The sequence below is a fragment of the Sphingobacterium lactis genome (genome assembly GCF_011046555.1).
Lineage (GTDB): Bacteria > Bacteroidota > Bacteroidia > Sphingobacteriales > Sphingobacteriaceae > Sphingobacterium > Sphingobacterium lactis.
Window position 1 is genome coordinate 274,102 of sequence record NZ_CP049246.1, and the last position, 18,099, is coordinate 292,200.

General features: G+C 47.4%; 9 protein-coding genes. 2 read left to right on the forward strand and 7 right to left on the reverse strand.

Annotated features, from left to right (window positions below; translation table 11 throughout):
* The first annotated feature begins 82 nt into the window (after positions 1–82).
* Complete coding sequence (locus tag G6N79_RS01265) at positions 83–2,578, forward strand: OstA-like protein (protein WP_146060561.1); 2,496 nt, start codon at positions 83–85, stop codon at positions 2,576–2,578.
* Between the two features lie 686 nt (positions 2,579–3,264).
* Here the strand turns inward: G6N79_RS01265 and G6N79_RS01270 are convergent.
* The 7 genes from G6N79_RS01270 to G6N79_RS01300 form a co-directional block, all read right to left on the reverse strand.
* Complete coding sequence (locus tag G6N79_RS01270; protein ID WP_103904803.1) at positions 3,265–4,515, reverse strand: alkaline phosphatase family protein; 1,251 nt, start codon at positions 4,513–4,515, stop codon at positions 3,265–3,267.
* Positions 4,516–4,539: 24 nt separating this feature from the next.
* Positions 4,540–6,336 carry a RagB/SusD family nutrient uptake outer membrane protein gene (locus tag G6N79_RS01275; protein WP_103904804.1) on the reverse strand — a complete coding sequence of 599 codons (1,797 nt, stop codon included), beginning with the start codon at positions 6,334–6,336 and terminating at the stop codon, positions 4,540–4,542.
* Positions 6,337–6,340: 4 nt separating this feature from the next.
* Positions 6,341–9,622: a SusC/RagA family TonB-linked outer membrane protein gene (locus tag G6N79_RS01280; protein WP_234993125.1), complete on the reverse strand. Its 3,282-nt coding sequence runs from the start codon at positions 9,620–9,622 to the stop codon at positions 6,341–6,343.
* Positions 9,623–9,888: 266 nt separating this feature from the next.
* Entirely contained in the window at positions 9,889–10,461 is a 573-nt protein-coding gene (locus G6N79_RS01285) for a non-canonical purine NTP diphosphatase (protein WP_103904805.1), read from the reverse strand.
* A gap of 67 nt (positions 10,462–10,528) precedes the next feature.
* Positions 10,529–11,077 carry a hypothetical protein gene (locus G6N79_RS01290; protein WP_234993126.1) on the reverse strand — a complete coding sequence of 183 codons (549 nt, stop codon included), beginning with the start codon at positions 11,075–11,077 and terminating at the stop codon, positions 10,529–10,531.
* 33 nt (positions 11,078–11,110) lie between these two features.
* A complete protein-coding gene (locus G6N79_RS01295; RefSeq protein ID WP_103904806.1) occupies positions 11,111–12,091 on the reverse strand; it encodes a deoxyhypusine synthase family protein in 981 nt (326 codons plus the stop codon).
* Between the two features lie 197 nt (positions 12,092–12,288).
* Positions 12,289–13,389: a mandelate racemase/muconate lactonizing enzyme family protein gene (locus G6N79_RS01300; RefSeq protein ID WP_103904807.1), complete on the reverse strand. Its 1,101-nt coding sequence runs from the start codon at positions 13,387–13,389 to the stop codon at positions 12,289–12,291.
* 210 nt (positions 13,390–13,599) lie between these two features.
* On the opposite strand from G6N79_RS01300, the gene gltB reads away from it, so the two are divergent.
* Positions 13,600–18,099 carry a glutamate synthase large subunit gene (gltB, locus tag G6N79_RS01305; RefSeq protein ID WP_103904808.1) on the forward strand — a complete coding sequence of 1,500 codons (4,500 nt, stop codon included), beginning with the start codon at positions 13,600–13,602 and terminating at the stop codon, positions 18,097–18,099.

An 18,099-nucleotide genomic window follows, 5' to 3' on the forward strand; every position in this document is an offset into this window, starting at 1 on the left:
GATAATAAATATTCTTGCTACCAAGGCATTAAAATTTATTGTTTAACAATTTTTTGCTAATTAATTCTATATTTTTGCGCTTGTGAGATACCTATTTACCATACTGCTGAGCATTTTGTGCTTCACTACCTTTGGACAAACTGAAATAGCCGAAAATCCTTCGGGAAATGCCCCTATGCGTTTGGTATCCTCGTCCAGTAGCCGATTCATTGACCAACGGATCTTACGGAGTTACAACGCGGTGTATGAGCACAAGGGGTCTACCCTTGCCGCGGACAGTGGTGACCTATACAAAGACGACCTCGGCAATGAATTCTTCAAAGCGGATGGCAATGTCATCATCACCCAACCATCAGGAGCCATTATCCAAGGAACACACCTGACCTACGAAGCCTCTTCCCAACATGCGGTCCTTACCCGGAACGTGAAGATGATCGATGGGGAAACGACATTGACCACCAACTACATGACCTACAATATGCGCAGCCAAGTCGGCACCTATACCGGTGGTGGCCGTATCGTCGGACGTGGGGATACCATCACCTCCCAGCGCGCCTATTATTTCGAACAGACCAAGGATGCATACTTCAACAATAAGGTTGTTGTGCGCAATCCATCTACCATTATCTATACCGATACCATGCAGTACAACACCATGTATCGGGATGCCTTCTTCTTCGGACCAACGCATATCAATGGCCGAAAGGGCGAAAAACTATATACGGAAAAAGGAACCTATAATACGGCATTCGGTGTTGCCAAATTCAACAAGAACAACCTCTATACGGAAGGAAGCCGCTTTTTGAAGGGTGACAGTTTATACTACGATCGGGATCGCGGATTCGGTGAAGCTTACAGGAATGTGTTATTTGTCGATACGCTGGATAAATTCTATGCCAGTGGCGGCTATGGAAAATACCTCGAGGGCGACCAGTCCATCCTGATGACGAAGAAGCCATTGATCAAATACGTAGTACGCACAGATTCTGCAGCGCAGGATACCGCAGCCTCGGATTCGTTAGCCATCGATCCGAATCTATCCAAACGCGAGCAGCGTAGAATAGAAAGGGAACGAGAAAAAGAAGAGAAAGAACGTGTTAAGGAGGTCAAACGTGCAGAAAAAGAAGCGGAAGCCAATGGAGAGCTCCTGGCTGTGCAACCCACCGAAAGGGATTCCATTGTTCCTCCTCCACAAGAGACCAGCCGTATTGATACAGCATATATGACCGCAGATACCCTCTTTTCCAAAGTCATCTTCGTGCGAGATTACCGGCCACTGGATCTGAAATTGGATCGGGATGGTGGGCAGATCGAAGAAGAGGAAGAGGTTGATTATGGCGACACCGAGGAAGTCGACCTATTCAGTACCGGTGATTCTTCGGTCCAGCAAATTACGGAAGAAAAGGAAACCGTGACCAAGGGTGTGAAAAGTCAAGGCACACCGGTGCTTAAGAAAGAACCGACCAAACAGACCAAAACACCACCAGCGAAGCCCAAACCGGTCGATCCGGCCAGCATTCAAGCCAGTACCAAGGCCGATAGCGTGTTGCGAAAAAATGCAGTCATGCCTACAGGTAAGGAGCATGAAATTTTAATGAGCGATGCACTAAAGGTCGCCCAACAGGCCGATACAACAGTCAAGGATTCTACCGTTATCTATGCCGATACAGCACGGACAAGGATCGTGAATGCCTATTACAATGTGAAGGTTTTCAAATCGGATCTGCAGGCCGTAGCGGATTCCGTTTACTACGGCATGGTGGATTCCATGTTCCGTTTTATGGGATCACCGATGATCTGGTCGGATGGATCACAGATCAACGCCGACACCATCTTTATGCAGATCAAGAACAATAAGATGGATAATGCCCTATTGAAGGATAACGCCTTTATGGTCAATGCGGTGCTTGATACGGTAAAATTCAATCAGCTGAAGGGCCGTAAGATGACGGCTTTCTTCGCCAACAACAACCTGGAGCGCTTATTCGTGGATGGCAATGCCGAGAACCTGGTCTTTACCACCAACGATAAAACGAACAAGATTACCGAGATGTTCCATGACCGAAGCAGTCGGATCAAGATCCGGATGGAAGGCAAGAAAATAATTGATTATGTTTCGGTACGGAAGGTGGATCAGAAGATCTATCCGTTCCGATTGGTCACCCAAGAATTGGAAGTGCTGCCTGGTTTTATCTGGAAACCGGAGGATCGACCAAAGTCCGTGCAGGACATGCTGAATCGAACGCGAACCAAAACGACCGGTGTGGAGAACGATAACTCCAAAACCAATCAAACTGGAAATGCAGGTCAGGAGATGGATGAAATTTCAACCGATGCCGACTCGACCAATATAGAAAAGGCTAAGGAAACGGTGAAGGATACGGTAAAAGAAAGTGCAACGGACACCAAAAAGCAATTGCAGACCGTAGAAAAGAAAGCTGCGGAAATTGTAAAGCCACTGGTAGACTCCGCCAATAAAAAAGTTGATTCGTTAAAGTCTAAAGTTGAGAACATCAATGTTGACAGCACGAAGACGATACTAAGGGATTCCACAAAGAATAGTATACCAAAGAAATAAACTAAAACCATAATATTAAGTGGCATCTGTAAGCTTACGGGGCAAGGTTCTATGACGCGGAGATGTTCGAGAATGTTTTACCGTATGGTTTCTTCAAGAAAGCGAAGGAATGTTTTATGATTGGAATTTAAAGCATTTTTTGGTGTGTAAGGCCGATAGTATTATTGATGTAATTACTGTCAAGGCTCCTGACATTTCATGGGTCTGACAAGCCAAGCACTGAATTGAAAACTGCCCAATCTCTATCGGATTGGGCTTTGTTGTTTATAGCCTATATGCCCTACGGCTTTGGCATTCCTGATGTAGGTATCAATAAGATCGTAGCGCGTCTGTTTCTTGCTGTCCTCAAGTTCCTAAATACGTTCAAGCAAACATATTGATGTCCATTCAATCGCCGGAAGTCCGTTCTGTAGGCGACCTATATCATCAGGGGTTCGGGCTGATCTTCTGTTAGGCCACCAAGAGCAGGAGAAGGACGGCCTGTCAAGGGACCGTGGAATAAAGCGGAACGCAGTGAGCATTTATGCCGCGAAAGCCCTTGACTGACCGGATCCTTCGGAGGCTACCTTTGCTGCAACAGATGATCATTCCAACCTTAGAAGGTCTCATCATGTAAAAACGCCCAATCCTTATCGGATTGGGCGTTTAATATGTGTTGACAAATTCTCCTTGTCCTATGTTTTAGATTACCGAACAATCCAACGATTGAGGGTATTATGTTCGCCTTCAAAAACAACCTTCAGAAACTTACTCTCTTTCATATCTTTCGGGAGATCAATTTCAGCTTTTACGGCCCCTTGGTTGAATTCGCCTACACTTACATAAACGTCAGTCCCCTGTGGACCTTTTTCCTTAAAGGTATTTGTTTTTGATACCGAGATTTTCACTTTCCCTTCGGGATGAAAGGCAGTCCAGCGAAGCATTAATTTTCCGTCCTTGATATCCGCTTTCGGGTTGGCAATGGATACCTCCCCAATAAAAGGCACACCATCCAACTCATATTGTTGCTTCGGGTCGATCTTTACGCCCAGGTGTCTGGCCATGGAAGGCAGGATGTCGACAATATTGGGGTCATGCGCCCGGAACTGTTGGTTAAGACCTTTGGCATTCGTAGAAATCCAGATGGTTCGTTCGCGGTGGGTCTGCCCGCCATGGTTCTTACCCGTCGCCACATCCCTGCCATGATCCGTAATGACAACGAACATCCAATCCTCATTGTGATACTGCTCTCTGTATTTGATGGCTGCATACAGGTCGCCAACCTGACGGTCTGCTTTTTCAATGGCATCGATCATGCCTGGCCCGTCGCCATAGATATGTCCCGTATTATCGGTATACTGTAGATAAACCCAACTGAAATCCGGAGCATCCGTACGCAAGCTCTGTGATGCTTCCTTCACAACCTCTTCATCAATCTTACTGATGTAGGTGGTCAACTTATCGTGAGGAAAACGGACCGTATCGATTTCATACCCATCATAATGAACGTCAAACTTCAGGTTTCCGGTCTGAGGTAGTCCCTCACCCACCAACTTGGTCCGATTATCTAACCAAGTAGAGTAAATACCGATCTTGCGATCCGGACTATCCTTCTTCAGGTAACGGAACAGGGTCCAATAATTGTAATTGGGATCCTCCAACTCATTGTTCCAGACATTGTGTTTATTTCCCCACGTGCCGGTAATCATGCTCGTGTAGCACACCGCAGAAATGGTAGGCGTCTGGGAATAGCCATCTACCTCTCCACCCATGGTCGCACGGGTATAACCTCCGGCAGCACTCACCGCATCGATGAACGGTGTATTTACCTTTTCGATCATATCTGCGGGAATACCATCTACAATAATCACGATGGCTTTCTTCGTCTTCGGCGTCTGTGCCGTCAGGAACTGGCCCGCCAATAGGAAGGCCAGTAAAAAACTCATTTTCTTCTTCATGTGTCTATCTTGAAAAATACGTTTTTACCAATTAAATATCTGTTTCAGATTTGGATTCAGGTTCACATCGTTCTGTGGAACAGGTCTGTAATAATACTTCGGCTGCTCGAATTCACCAACCTTATCCACCACATCAATATACCCTTTATTTCCTTCACTCAGGAAGAAAGATACATCATGACCAAATTTTCCGACACGGAAGTAGCGCAAAGGAACACCAAGGCTGTTTTTCTCCCGTACCTCTGGAATACTCTGCGATTGGTCGATCAACTTCACGTCTGGAACACCATCGCCGGTCATGTCATGGTTACCCAGTCCGCTGAAATAGATCCCCTGTGGTTTTTTCTCCAACAGTTTGCCGGCATGCCAGCGCATAAGGTCGTTGAACCGGAATCCTTCAAAGGCTAGCTCCACACGGCGCTCGCGGCGAATCTCCAGAATCAGGGATTTATTCCCTGCCGTTACATTGCTGTAGTCTCTTGCCATCTTTGGATCCAATGCAGGTGTAATCGGCATATCCGGCATCCCCGCACGGCGACGAAGTAGATTGACCGATCTGTCTAGGTCCGCCTGATTGGCCAACCCAAGTTCTGCCTTCGCTTCCGCAAAGTTTAGCAGTACCTCGGCATAGCGGTAAAGCGGAATATCCATATCAAAGCGCGTATCCTGCTCCTTATAATTCAGGAAGCCCTTAATCTGATGATAACCGGAAAAGTTCTTGGTCATCTGTTGGATATAAATTCCGGGGCCTTGCGAATAGGTACTTACATAAATCAATTCCCAACCCGGTGCGGCATACGTTTGAGCCAATCTCGGATCGCGGTTCTTAAACTCATCCACAAAACCCATGGTTTCATAGCCCTGCTTGCTCGTGAAAACCGAACCATCTTTCATCAGGTAACTCTGCAACATATCGCGCAATGGGTAATATTCATAGCTCCCGAACATCCCCGGCCAATCGGAACGGTTGATGATGTTGGTGGCATACATGCGACCCAGAATAACTTCTGGATTGTTCTCCAAGCTACTGGAATTGTATAGACTCAGGTAGTCGGCCTCCGGTTTTCCAGTGTTGTGAATACTGAAACCGCCTTTCGTCATGATTTCCTCGGAAGTTTGGTAGGCTTTGGTCAGGAACTCCTGAACTGTTTTCTCCAAATTCAGATAGGTATGGTATTTACGGTACGTTCCTTCGTATAGCGCAAAGCGGCTGTACTCCTGAAGGACCACCCACCGATTGACCTTTCCTGCTACTTTAGCCGTTTCCACATTTGCTGCAGCAAACGCAAAATCTTCCATTATCTTCGCTACGACCTCCTCGCGTTTATTCCGCGGTCCAAATAGGCTGGCTTCATCCTTTTCCGAAATCACCTTATCCACCCATGGCACATCCGAAAAGCGCTGCACCTTCTCGGCATAAAAACGCGCTCGGAAATATCGGCCCAATCCTTCGTAATGTTTTTTCTTCGCTTCGGACAGGTTGGAACCTGCAATATTTTCCAATAGGAAATTTACCTTTCGCAATTGGTCCCAATCCCATCCTGTCGTCGTGTTGGCGGCCGTTACGTTCCCCAACATCATGTTCTTGATTTCCTTATTTCCCGTTGTACTGGCGTTATCCGTTGTAGCATCTGCTTCATAGAAGTCCGCTGCGCGGAAATCATAGAGGTTCAGGACATACATTTCCATATCCGACTCCGTCTTGAAGAAATCTCCTTTCTGGATGGTTGTTTCGGGTTTTATATCCAAATAACTGTCGTTGCAGGACAACATGCCCAGGCAGGCTGCAGTTAATAAACCGAATTTTATCGTTGTTTTCATGCTATTAAAATGTTAGTTGTAACCCTGCGGAGAAACTGCGCTGGAATGGATACACCATACCATTGCCCTCTCTTCTCCGTGCTGATGCAGGATCTGTATATGTATTGATATTGACTACCTCCGGATCAAAGAATTTCTTCACCGGCGACCATTCCATGAGGTTTTCACCGCTGACATAAATCCGTAGGCTCTTGATCTTTGCGCGTTCCATCCATTGTGCCGGTAGTGTATATCCGACTGTCAAGTTCTTGAATCGTAGATAGGCCGCATTCAGCATGTACCTGTTATTTGGAATCGCGAGTCCTTGCACCTCATCGATGCGTGTACCCAAGTTTAGATCCGCCAACCAAGATTGCAGAATCGGATATTGAGCATCCAGGTTCTGATCGGCCAAGCCCATGTTGAGGTACGCTTGTGAATGTTTCGATCTGTCCGCATCATCAGCAGGGCGATAGAAATCCAATAGATGGTTGTAGATCGGACCATAAGGCTGTTGATAAACGCCCCAATACATATAGTCCAAAGGATAATAATCACGTTTCATGACGCCTTGGAAAAAGGCACGGAAATCGAATCCTTTCCAGCTGGCATTCAGGTCCAATCCAAATTGGTACCGTGGCGTAGAGTTCCCGATAACCTTGAGGTCCTTGGTGTTGCCTAACTCATAACCTTTATCGATTTTTCCATCCTTGTCCTGATCCACGAATTTCGGCCATCCTGGTACGATGGACAGTGCTCCCCAAGGAATAATGGCGGTTTGGTCCAAATTTGCAATTTCCTCCGCATTCTGGAAAAAGCCATCACTTTCCATTCCCCAAATTTCACCCAATCGCATCCCCTCATAATACTGGTTGATCAGCTTCTTCGGGTTGTCGAATCGGGTAATCTCAGAATAGGAATCCGAAAGCATCACGCGTGCACCAAAATTCAATGGCGCACCTGCCACCTCTTTGGAGTCGTTATAGCTCAGGCTGAATTCCCAGCCATAGGTTGCTAAATCTGCCGCATTTTCATTGGGTTCGGTTACCCCAAGGATATTTGGCAACTTCTTGCCCAGGGTTAACATCCCGATGGTATTCCTTCTGTAGAAATCAAAGGATCCGACAAGTTTGTTCTGGGCGAAACCATAATCCAACCCGACGTTATAAGTTTTCACTTTTTCCCAGGTATAATTCTGTGAAACAAGGCCCGGTGTGCCGATGGCCTGTGCCAATTTTCCATCAATCAGGTACGGAGAAACGTATGGTTCCATACTTGGAATGTACCCGAAGTTGGAGATCAACTGGTTTCCAAGTTCACCGTAGGATGCTCTCAACTTCAATTGACTGATCACGGAGGATTCCAAAAGGAAGTTTTCGCGGTCTAGACGCCATGCAACGGACCCAGATGGGAAGAAACCAAAGCGTTTATCCTTAGGAAATCTGGAGGAACCATCATAGCGACCATTGAACTCGACAATGTATTTATCATCATACGTATAATTTAAGCGGTAGAATGCACCGCGAAGTGCATATTTATCGACGTACTCACCTACATCGGCTGCACCATTTGCCAAGGCAATCGTAGGGAATTGGTCGGAAATCAATCCCTTTTTCTCTGCTTCCACAATTTCCCGACGGTAATCCTCTTGGTTAAAACCTAGGATGGCCGTGACATGGTGTTTGTTAAAATCTTGGGTATAGGTTCCGTAAATGTTGTAAATATTATAATAGGAGAATCCCAATTCACGGTAAGCATTCGATTCACCTTCATCCCGCACGTCGTTAGGCCCGTACCCGATTTTGTATTTGGTCGTGAACCAATTCCAGTTGGTAGAATTGCGTTGGAAGGTATAATCCGCATTCAATTTGAATTTGCTATCGAAAAGACGTAGCTCTGCATTAAAAGTGGATTGAATATCTTGGAAACGCTTCACACTTTCCCCACCGTCAACCATCTTGGCAGCAATACGTCCGGCACCTACATTTCGATCGGTATCCGAATAGGCCCAGGTACCATCCGGGTTCTTATCTACACTCGTTGGAAAGACGTTGTAAATCTCCGTCAGGCTGACCTGCGAAGGTGTTTTTCTCTTGGATAAGCCCAATATGGTATTGTTACCGACAGATAGGAAATCGGTCAACTTATAGCTCAACTTGGAACGCATGTTATAGCGGTCAAAGTAATCATCCACCAAACGGATCGGTGAGTTTTGTCGGTTGTACCCTGCACTCAGGTAGTAGCTGACCTTTTCGTCAGATCCTGCAATCGAGAGGTCATGGGTATGGCTATTGGTCCAGTCTGAAAGGAAATGTCTGGTCCAGTCTTTATTGCCCATATATTCCCATTGATTGGGGTTGGACGGATCGACACGCACCGCCGGAGTGGAAGGATCGTCAGAGCGAAGCTTTGCATATTGGTAGTATTGATCGGAGAAATTGACGTTATCCCACGGTGTGTTATCCGTAGACAACTCCAACAGTCTGGAGAAAACATAGGGATCAGTAACCTTATCTGCAATCACGGTAGGTTTATTCCAGGTAAAGTTATTGGCATAATTAATCTTGAGGCTACCTTTTCCGGACTTCGTGGTCACTAAGATGACCCCGAAGGCGGCACGTGCACCATAGATCGCTGCAGCCGACGCATCCTTGATAACGGAAAGAGACTCGATATCCTGTGGGGATATGCGGTTCAATTCTTCGGCACTCACCGGCACATTATCCACCATGATCAACGGATCACCGCCATTGATGGAGGTCATGCCTCGGACATTGATTTTTGCGGCCGTACCCGGACCACCGTTGTTGAATTGAATATTTAAGTTCGGCACCATACCCTGCAAGCCTTGCGCAACATTCGCAATCGGACGGCTTTCCAACACCTTCCCACTTACATAGTCTACCGCACCCGAAAGATTCACCTTCTTCTGCGTACCATAACCTACCACAACAACCTCGTCTAAATTGGAAGAATTGGACGTCAAGGTAAAACTGGTTTGGTCATCGAACACATACACCTGTGTATCATAGCCCATGGAACTGATCTGAATGGACTCCCCTTTTGCGATGCGGAGTGAAAAGTGACCGTTGGCATCGGTTTGGGTGGATGCTCCTGTGGTCATGTTTTTGACGCTGGCACCTTGGATCGGCACCATTGACTCATCGGTTACCACACCTTGGTAGTCCTGAGTCCTTTGCACGCTCATGGTTTCTGGCGGATTGGCAGCAGAACCCGGGAGGGGTGCAGCAATACCAGCGAAAAAACACAAGGCAAAGTACAATTTTGTCTTCTGGATATTATTCATGCTTTGTGGGTTAACAATATGCCGCAAAGCTACCTTTAGGACTTTAAGAGAATATTACCGTAAGAATATGTAAGGTTTACTATAGTATTACCTAATTGTTAAAAATTATAATTGTTGGTAACAAACATCTATTTAAAAGCACGTCAAAACATTGAATTTCAATAAATAACAAAATCTCTGCTTTTTCTCTGTTTTAAACAGAGGTTAAGCAAAGATTAATTTACAATTCCTTAATACCAAGAGATTTCTTCTTGTTTCAGGGTATCTTACTGTTCCTTTAGAAATGCCACCAATGCGCCAACCGCTTTGGACCGGTGGCTGATTTTATTCTTTTCTTCCAAGCTCATTTCAGCAAACGTTTTGTCGTAGCCACTCGGAATGAAGATAGGATCGTATCCAAATCCTTCGGTTCCCGTACGCGTATCGATTATCCGTCCTTCCACGGTACCTTCAAAAAAATATTGTTCGCCATTGAGGTATAGCGAAATGACCGTTTTGAATCGTGCGTTCCGATCTGATTTATCTTTAAGCTTGTCCAGGACCAGATCAATGTTCTTTTCCATATCCCTTGAGCCGGAATAGCGTGCCGAATAAACACCTGGTTCTCCGTTCAGGGCGTCGATTTCCAATCCCGAATCATCGCCAAAGCAATTTACTTGGAATCGCTCCACCAAATAGTCTGTTTTTTGCTTGGCATTGATCGCAAAGGTATCGCCGGTTTCGGGAATATCATCGTGACAGCCAATGTCCGATAGCGATTTTAAGGTGAACTTATCACCAACCATCTCTTGGACTTCCTTTAATTTGTGTTCGTTATTTGTTGCAAATACCAATTCCATAGCCTAAAAATAATAAGCTTCAAAAGTAATCATCTTTATGGGGAATTAAGAAAAAGGAGGCTAAAAATTAAGATTGGATAAAGGACTTGAACTCCGTCCAGAACATTTTCTTCTTTTGCACATCGGCAAACATCTCCTCAAAGGAGAACGTATTGAATACGGTTGCCACCTTACCGTGCATATAGGAATTATGGCCGATGACCGGTAATTTCAGGGAAGTCGGCTCCACGCCAAGCAGCGTAATTTTCTTGGGGTTGAAGAAGCTCATGATGCGCTTCCACTCATTGGGGTTATGCGGGTTCGCCAGGTTCACCACGGCCACATTGCCTGCATTCAGGTTCAGTGCTCCGATCGTTTTCAGGAAAGCTTCTTCCGCCTGCGGCGAGAAATAGGGATATTCCGGATATCGCAGAATGAACAGCACGCCCGTTGATTTATCACCTTGATAGATGAACTCCTCAGCAGTTCCTGTCGGATTTTGCTGAGGAGTATCATGTATAGGACCTGCAGTCAGCGTCTCCACGATAGGCATAGCAGCACCAGGGATGGCAAAAACAGTTTCTGACATCAGGGCCTGTATGGCTATTGGATTATCTGTAGTTAACGTTTTATCCAAGGGACGCGACTTTAAGGGATTACAAATGCTATTTTATTGACCTAATACCCAAGCGAAGATCAAAGGTGCAACGATGGTTGCATCCGACTCCACAATGAACTTAGGCGATTGGGTATCCAATTTACCCCAAGTAATCTTCTCGTTCGGAACAGCTCCGGAATAAGATCCGTAAGACGTTGTCGAATCGGAGATCTGACAGAAATAGGACCAGAAAGGAACATCATGCCATTCCAAATCCTGGTACATCATTGGCACAACACAGATCGGGAAGTCACCAGCGATACCACCACCAATTTGGAAAAATCCTACACCTTTGCCACCGGAATTCTCACGGTACCATTCTGTAAGATAGATCATATATTCAATACCGGTTTTGACGGTATGTGCTTTCAATTCACCCTTGATCACGTAGGAAGCAAAGATATTTCCTGTTGTTGAGTCTTCCCATCCCGGTACGATGATTGGAATATTTTTTTCCGCAGCCGCTAAAATCCAGGAGTTCTTCGGATCGATCTCGTAGTATTGCTCCAAATCGCCAGAAAGAACCACTTTATATAGGAATTCGTGTGGGAAATAACGCTCGCCAGCTGCTTCAGCATCTTTCCACGCTTTTTCCAAGTGCGATTGCAATCTGCGGAATGCTTCTTCCTCAGGGATACAGGTATCCGTAACACGGTTATAGTGGTTTTCCAACAATTCCCATTCGTCCTGTGGCGTAAGGTCACGGTAGTTAGGTACACGCTTGTAGTGTGAATGCGCAACTAAGTTCATCACATCCTCTTCCAGGTTCGCACCTGTACAGGAGATGATCGCAACTTTATCCTGACGGATCATTTCCGCCAAAGAGATTCCCAATTCTGCGGTACTCATCGCACCAGCTAGGGAAACCAACATTTTTCCACCTTCAGCAAGGTGGGTCTCATATCCTTTCGCAGCATCAACCAAGGATGCAGCATTGAAGTGAAGATAGTTTTTCTCAATAAATTGAGAAATAGGTCCTCTTTGTGTACTCATAGTCGTATATTATGATAAAAATGTTTACAAAGGTACTCAATTATTCAAGAATACCTCCCCTTGCCGTTTTCACTTTCGCTTCAAAAGCCGTGAAAAAAGCCAAAAGAAGAACACCACGATTAAAATTAGGATTCCAAGGATGATTATTTCGCTCATTCCGAGGCTCCAGCTGTCATTATTTAACATTTGTTAAAAAATTAAGATACTACCCATTTTTCACATTTCTCCAAGAATTCCGGCGCTATGTCAGCGGCAATTCCGGGACCTTCCGTAATGTGGATGGCATAGCCATCATACTGGATACCCCCGATTACGGGATCTTCCAGGTGGCCGACCATGCAGGTGTCCAAATCGAAGAATTTTACATTGGGAGCAGCATAGGCAAAGTGCGCCTTGGCCGCCAAGGCCAGCCTGCTTTCCAGCATCCCCCCGATCATGCAAGGAATACCGTATTCCTGGGCAACGGCCTGAATCTTCAGGGATTCTGCAATTCCCGAAGATTTCGAGAATTTAATATTGATGTAATCGCATCCATCGGTGCGACAGATCCGGTCGGCATCGTGATGGTCATAAACGGATTCATCCGCCATAATGGGCACGATGGTTTCCGAACGTAATTGTGCCAATAGATGGTCGTTATAGGTGCGCATCGGTTGTTCACAGAATTGGATCTTTAAAGGCTCCAAACCCTGCAATGCTTCAACGGCTTCGGCGTAGGACCATCCCTGATTGGCATCGATCCGGATCGGGATATCGAATCCGACAGCCTGGCGAATGGCCTTTATTCTGGCAATATCATCCTGGGGCTTCTTCCCCAATTTCACCTTCAGCGCAACGGCTCCACCATCGTGCAATACTTTCGCCTTGGTCGCCATTTCCTCCGGACTGGCGATGCCCAAGGTGATGTCCGTATGGATTTCACGTGGCGTACCGCCCAAGTATTGATACAATGGTTGACCTGCAGCCTTGGCGGCAAGATCATACAACGCCATATCGAAGGCGGATTTGATGGTGCCATTGCGGGCAATATACAAGTGCAGTTCCGCCAAGCGCGCTTCCACATCCAACGGATCCTTCCCTACCCAGATTTTCGCAAAATCCCGAGCGACCGCCAAACAGGTCTCCTGGGTCTCCCCGACGATCATCGGAAAAGCCGAACATTCCCCAACGCCATACCATTCCGTGTCCGTAAGGATCTTGATAAATGTGTTCTGCGCGTACTCCATTACCCCTGTGGCAATCACGAACGGCTCCATCGGAATGCTGAGCCTATAGATTTCAATTGACTTGATTAACATAATTTATAAGTTCGAATAGCAAATGTAACGAATGATATTCCATTATTATAGCCAAATGGCGAAACAAATACAAAATCTGCTATTAACACCCGATTAAATTACATTACCTTCAAACTTTTTAATATTTTTTTAACATTATTACAATATTTTAATCGTTTTCTTCATATATTAGCAATCTCGTTTGTTATTTTATCTAATTATCATATTACAATGCAGCAAGAAGGACTTTATAACCCGGCGTTCGAACATGACGCTTGCGGGGTTGGATTCGTAGCCCATATCAAGGGGCAGAAATCGCACCAGCAGGTGAAGGACGCCCTGACGATGTTGGAGAACATGGAGCACCGTGGGGCATGCGGTTGCGATCCGGAGTCCGGTGATGGCGCAGGGATCATGATCCAACTTCCCCATGAATTTCTGTGGGAAGAATGTATCAATTTGGGCATACAGCTCCAAGAACCGGGTTATTATGGTGTAGGGATGCTCTTTCTGCCTAAAGAGGAGGCGATGAATCGCTTATGTCGCGAAGTCATTGCCGAGGCTGCAGCAGAACGAAACATGGAACTGCTGGGATTCCGGCAGGTACCTGTCAGCCGGGAAGGGATAGGTCCTACGGCACTCAGCGCGGAACCGGAGATCGTGCAGTTTTTTATCTCCCGCCCAGCGGGTGTACAGAACACCGAGGATTTTGAACGGAAGTTATACGTCCTCCGCAGATTGATTATCCAAAAGATTAAATCCCACCAAGAATATCCACTACCGCTTTATATCGCTTCTCTTTCCTGCAAAACGATAATCTATAAAGGACAGTTGACCACATACCAGGTCGGCACCTATTTCAAGGATCTGCGGGACCCACGGGTGGTATCGGCCTTTGGACTTGTCCATTCCCGGTTTTCGACCAATACCTTTCCATCTTGGTCGTTGGCACAACCTTTCCGCATGATTGCCCACAATGGGGAAATCAACACCCTGACCGGCAACTTGAACTGGTTCTATGCAGGTGTTCGAGCCTACTCCTCGCCCTACTTTACCGCAGAAGAAATGGAAATCCTATTGCCGGTGGTGGACCGAGGGCAGTCGGACTCCGCCTGTCTGGACAACGTCGTGGAATTGCTGCTGCATTCCGGCCGTAGCCTTCCCCACGTCATGTTAATGCTGGTTCCCGAAGCGTGGGACGGCAATACACAGATGGACCCTTTGAAAAGAGCGTTCTATGAATACCATGCCACCTTAATGGAACCTTGGGACGGCCCTGCTGCCCTTTGTTTTACGGATGGCAATATGATCGGTGCCACATTGGATAGAAATGGCCTTCGCCCATTGCGCTATGCCGTTACTTCCGATGATCGTGTAGTCGTAGCTTCCGAGGCCGGCGCTTTGCCGATCGATGAAGCGACCATTATCAAAAAGGGACGACAACAGCCCGGTAAGATATTCGTAGTGGATATGGAAGCAGGCAAGATCCGCACGGACGAGGAAGTGAAGGGCGAGCTTGTTCGCCAACAGCCGTACGGCGAATGGATCAACAATTACAAGATTAAATTGGAGGAACTGGCAGAACCGCGGGTAACCTTTACCTACCTGTCCAAGGAATCCGTATTCAAATACCAATTATCCTTCGGGTACTCCCGGGAGGATATCGAAACGATACTGACGCCAATGGCGCTAACAGGCTATGAACCGATCGGATCGATGGGTACCGATGTGCCCTTGGCGGTACTATCCGACCAACCGCAGCACATCTCCAGTTACTTCAAGCAATTCTTTGCCCAGGTAACCAACCCACCGATCGACCCCATCCGGGAGCGCCTGGTCATGAGTCTAGCCACGTTCATTGGCAATTCCGGCAATATTCTGGTGGAAGACAAGAAGTTCTGCCATTGTGTAACGCTGGAGCATCCCATCTTGACCTCCAGCGAACTGGAAAAATTGCGCTCGATCGATACGGGTGTTTTCCAGGCGAAAACCATCCAGAGTTACTTTCGAGCAGATGGTAAACCAGGATCATTGGAAGCTGGTCTGGAAAGGCTATGCCGCTATGCGGACGATGCCGTTCGTGACGGTTTCGAGGTCATTATATTATCCGACCGAGCAATAGATTCGCAGCATTGCGCTATCCCATCCCTGTTGGCGGTATCCGCTGTGCACCACCACCTGATCAAAACCGGAAATCGCGGTGCTGTAGGATTGGTTGTGGAAGCGGGAGATGCCTGGGAGGTCCATCATTTCGCCTGCCTATTGGCCTTCGGCGCAACAGCTATCAACCCGTACATGGCTTTGGCGAGCATCCGCACGATGAAGGAAATCGGCCAATTGGACACCGACCTGACTTGGGATGATCTGAAGAAAAATTATGTGAAGGCCGTTTGCAATGGCCTATTGAAGATATTTTCTAAAATGGGGATCTCCACCCTACAATCGTACCATGGCGCCCAGATCTTCGAGGTCCTGGGGATCGATAGCGAAGTGGTGGACACCTATTTCTGCGGTGCAGTATCCCGCATTGGCGGCTTAAAATTGGACGATATCGCCAAGGAATCCCTAGCCAAGCATTGGCGAGGATTTGAGAACAGCCGCATAGCACCTACCCTGCTTCCCGAAGGTGGTCTCTACCAATGGAAGCGCCGCGGTGAAGGGCATCTATGGAATCCACAGACCGTACATTTATTGCAACAGGCATGTCGCACCGGCGATTTTGCAATCTATAAGAAGTATGCTGAATTGATCAACAACCAAAAGGAACGCATGTACACCCTACGTGGCTTATTGGACTTCGCAAAACACCGCAGTCCGATTTCCGTTGACCAGGTAGAACCGGCCAGCGAGATCATGAAGCGCTTTGCAACGGGTGCCATGTCCTTCGGTTCGATATCACACGAAGCACACAGCACTTTGGCCATTGCGATGAACCGCATTGGCGGAAAATCCAATACTGGAGAGGGTGGCGAGGATGAAATCCGCTACGCCAAATTGCCGAACGGTGATTCCATGCGTTCAGCGATCAAACAGGTTGCCTCTGCACGCTTCGGTGTAACATCCAATTACCTAACACAGGCAGATGAGATCCAAATCAAGATGGCGCAAGGCGCAAAACCTGGAGAGGGAGGTCAGCTTCCTGGCCATAAGGTTGATGAATGGATCGCTAAGGTTCGCCATTCCACGCCAGGCGTTGGGTTGATTTCTCCGCCACCACACCACGATATCTATTCCATTGAGGATTTGGCTCAGCTGATCTTCGACCTGAAGAACGCCAATCGCCAAGCCCGGATCAATGTGAAGTTGGTATCAAAGGCCGGCGTAGGTACCATTGCCGCAGGTGTGGCAAAAGCCCATGCCGATGTGATCCTCATTGCCGGATATGACGGCGGAACGGGCGCATCGCCCATCAGCTCCATCAAGCATGCCGGCCTACCTTGGGAACTCGGACTTGCCGAAGCACACCAGACCCTGGTGCTGAACCGACTGCGCAGCCGCGTTGTCCTTCAAGCCGATGGACAGATGAAAACCGGACGCGACCTGGTGATTGCGACTTTATTGGGAGCCGAAGAATGGGGCGTTGCCACGGCAGCCCTTGTTGCTGGTGGATGCATCATGATGCGCAAATGTCACTTGAATACATGTCCGGTAGGTGTTGCCACCCAGGATCCGGAATTGCGCAAGCTCTTCTCCGGAAAACCAGATGATGTCGTACACCTCTTCCAGTTCCTGGCCGAGGAAATGCGTGAGATCATGGCGGAATTGGGTTTCCGCACCATCAACGAAATGGTGGGACGGGCACAATTCCTCAAGAAAAGAGAAAACCTGGAACATTGGAAGGTGAACAAGATTGACTTCTCAGGAATCCTGCACGTGGCGGCAAATGCCCAAGGCGAGACACTATACAATACGGAAGAACAAGATCACGGCATGAGCATGATCCTCGATTGGGGGCTCCTCCAGCAGGCGAAAGCCGCCCTGGACACCAAGACACCCGTGTTTGGAACCTTCCATGTGAAAAACACCGACCGGACCATAGGAACTATGCTATCAAACGAAATATCGAAGCGCTACGGTTCCGAAGGGTTACCGGACAACAGCATCAACTTCAAGTTCGAGGGGTCAGCCGGTCAATCGTTCGGCGCCTTCAATACGAAGGGTATTTCATTTGAATTGGAAGGCGAAGCCAATGACTATGTCGGCAAGGGCTTATCCGGTGGCCAGCTGGCCATTTATCCGGCAAAGGAAAGTGAATTGGTTCCGCATGACAACATCATCATCGGCAATGTCGCCCTGTACGGTGCAACATCCGGGCACCTGTTCATCAATGGTAAAGCCGGCGAGCGATTTGCGGTGCGGAATTCCGGCGCCACAGCGGTCGTGGAAGGCATCGGCGACCACGGATGTGAATACATGACGGGCGGTCGAGCGCTGATCCTTGGGGAGACAGGGCGCAATTTTGCGGCCGGTATGAGCGGCGGTATTGCGTGGATCTACGATATCCAGGGAACTTTCCGGGAAAACTGCAACCGCGAGATGGTGGACCTGGATCCACTGGAAGGTGCCGACGAATCGGAAATCATTGCGCTACTGAAACGGCATATCCACCTGACAAAAAGTGAACGGGCGAGCTATATCCTCAACAATTGGGCAGCAGAGAAAAGCCGGTTCATCAAAGTATTCCCGAAAGAGTACAAGAATGTTTTACAGATAAAATTAGCAACAGCATAA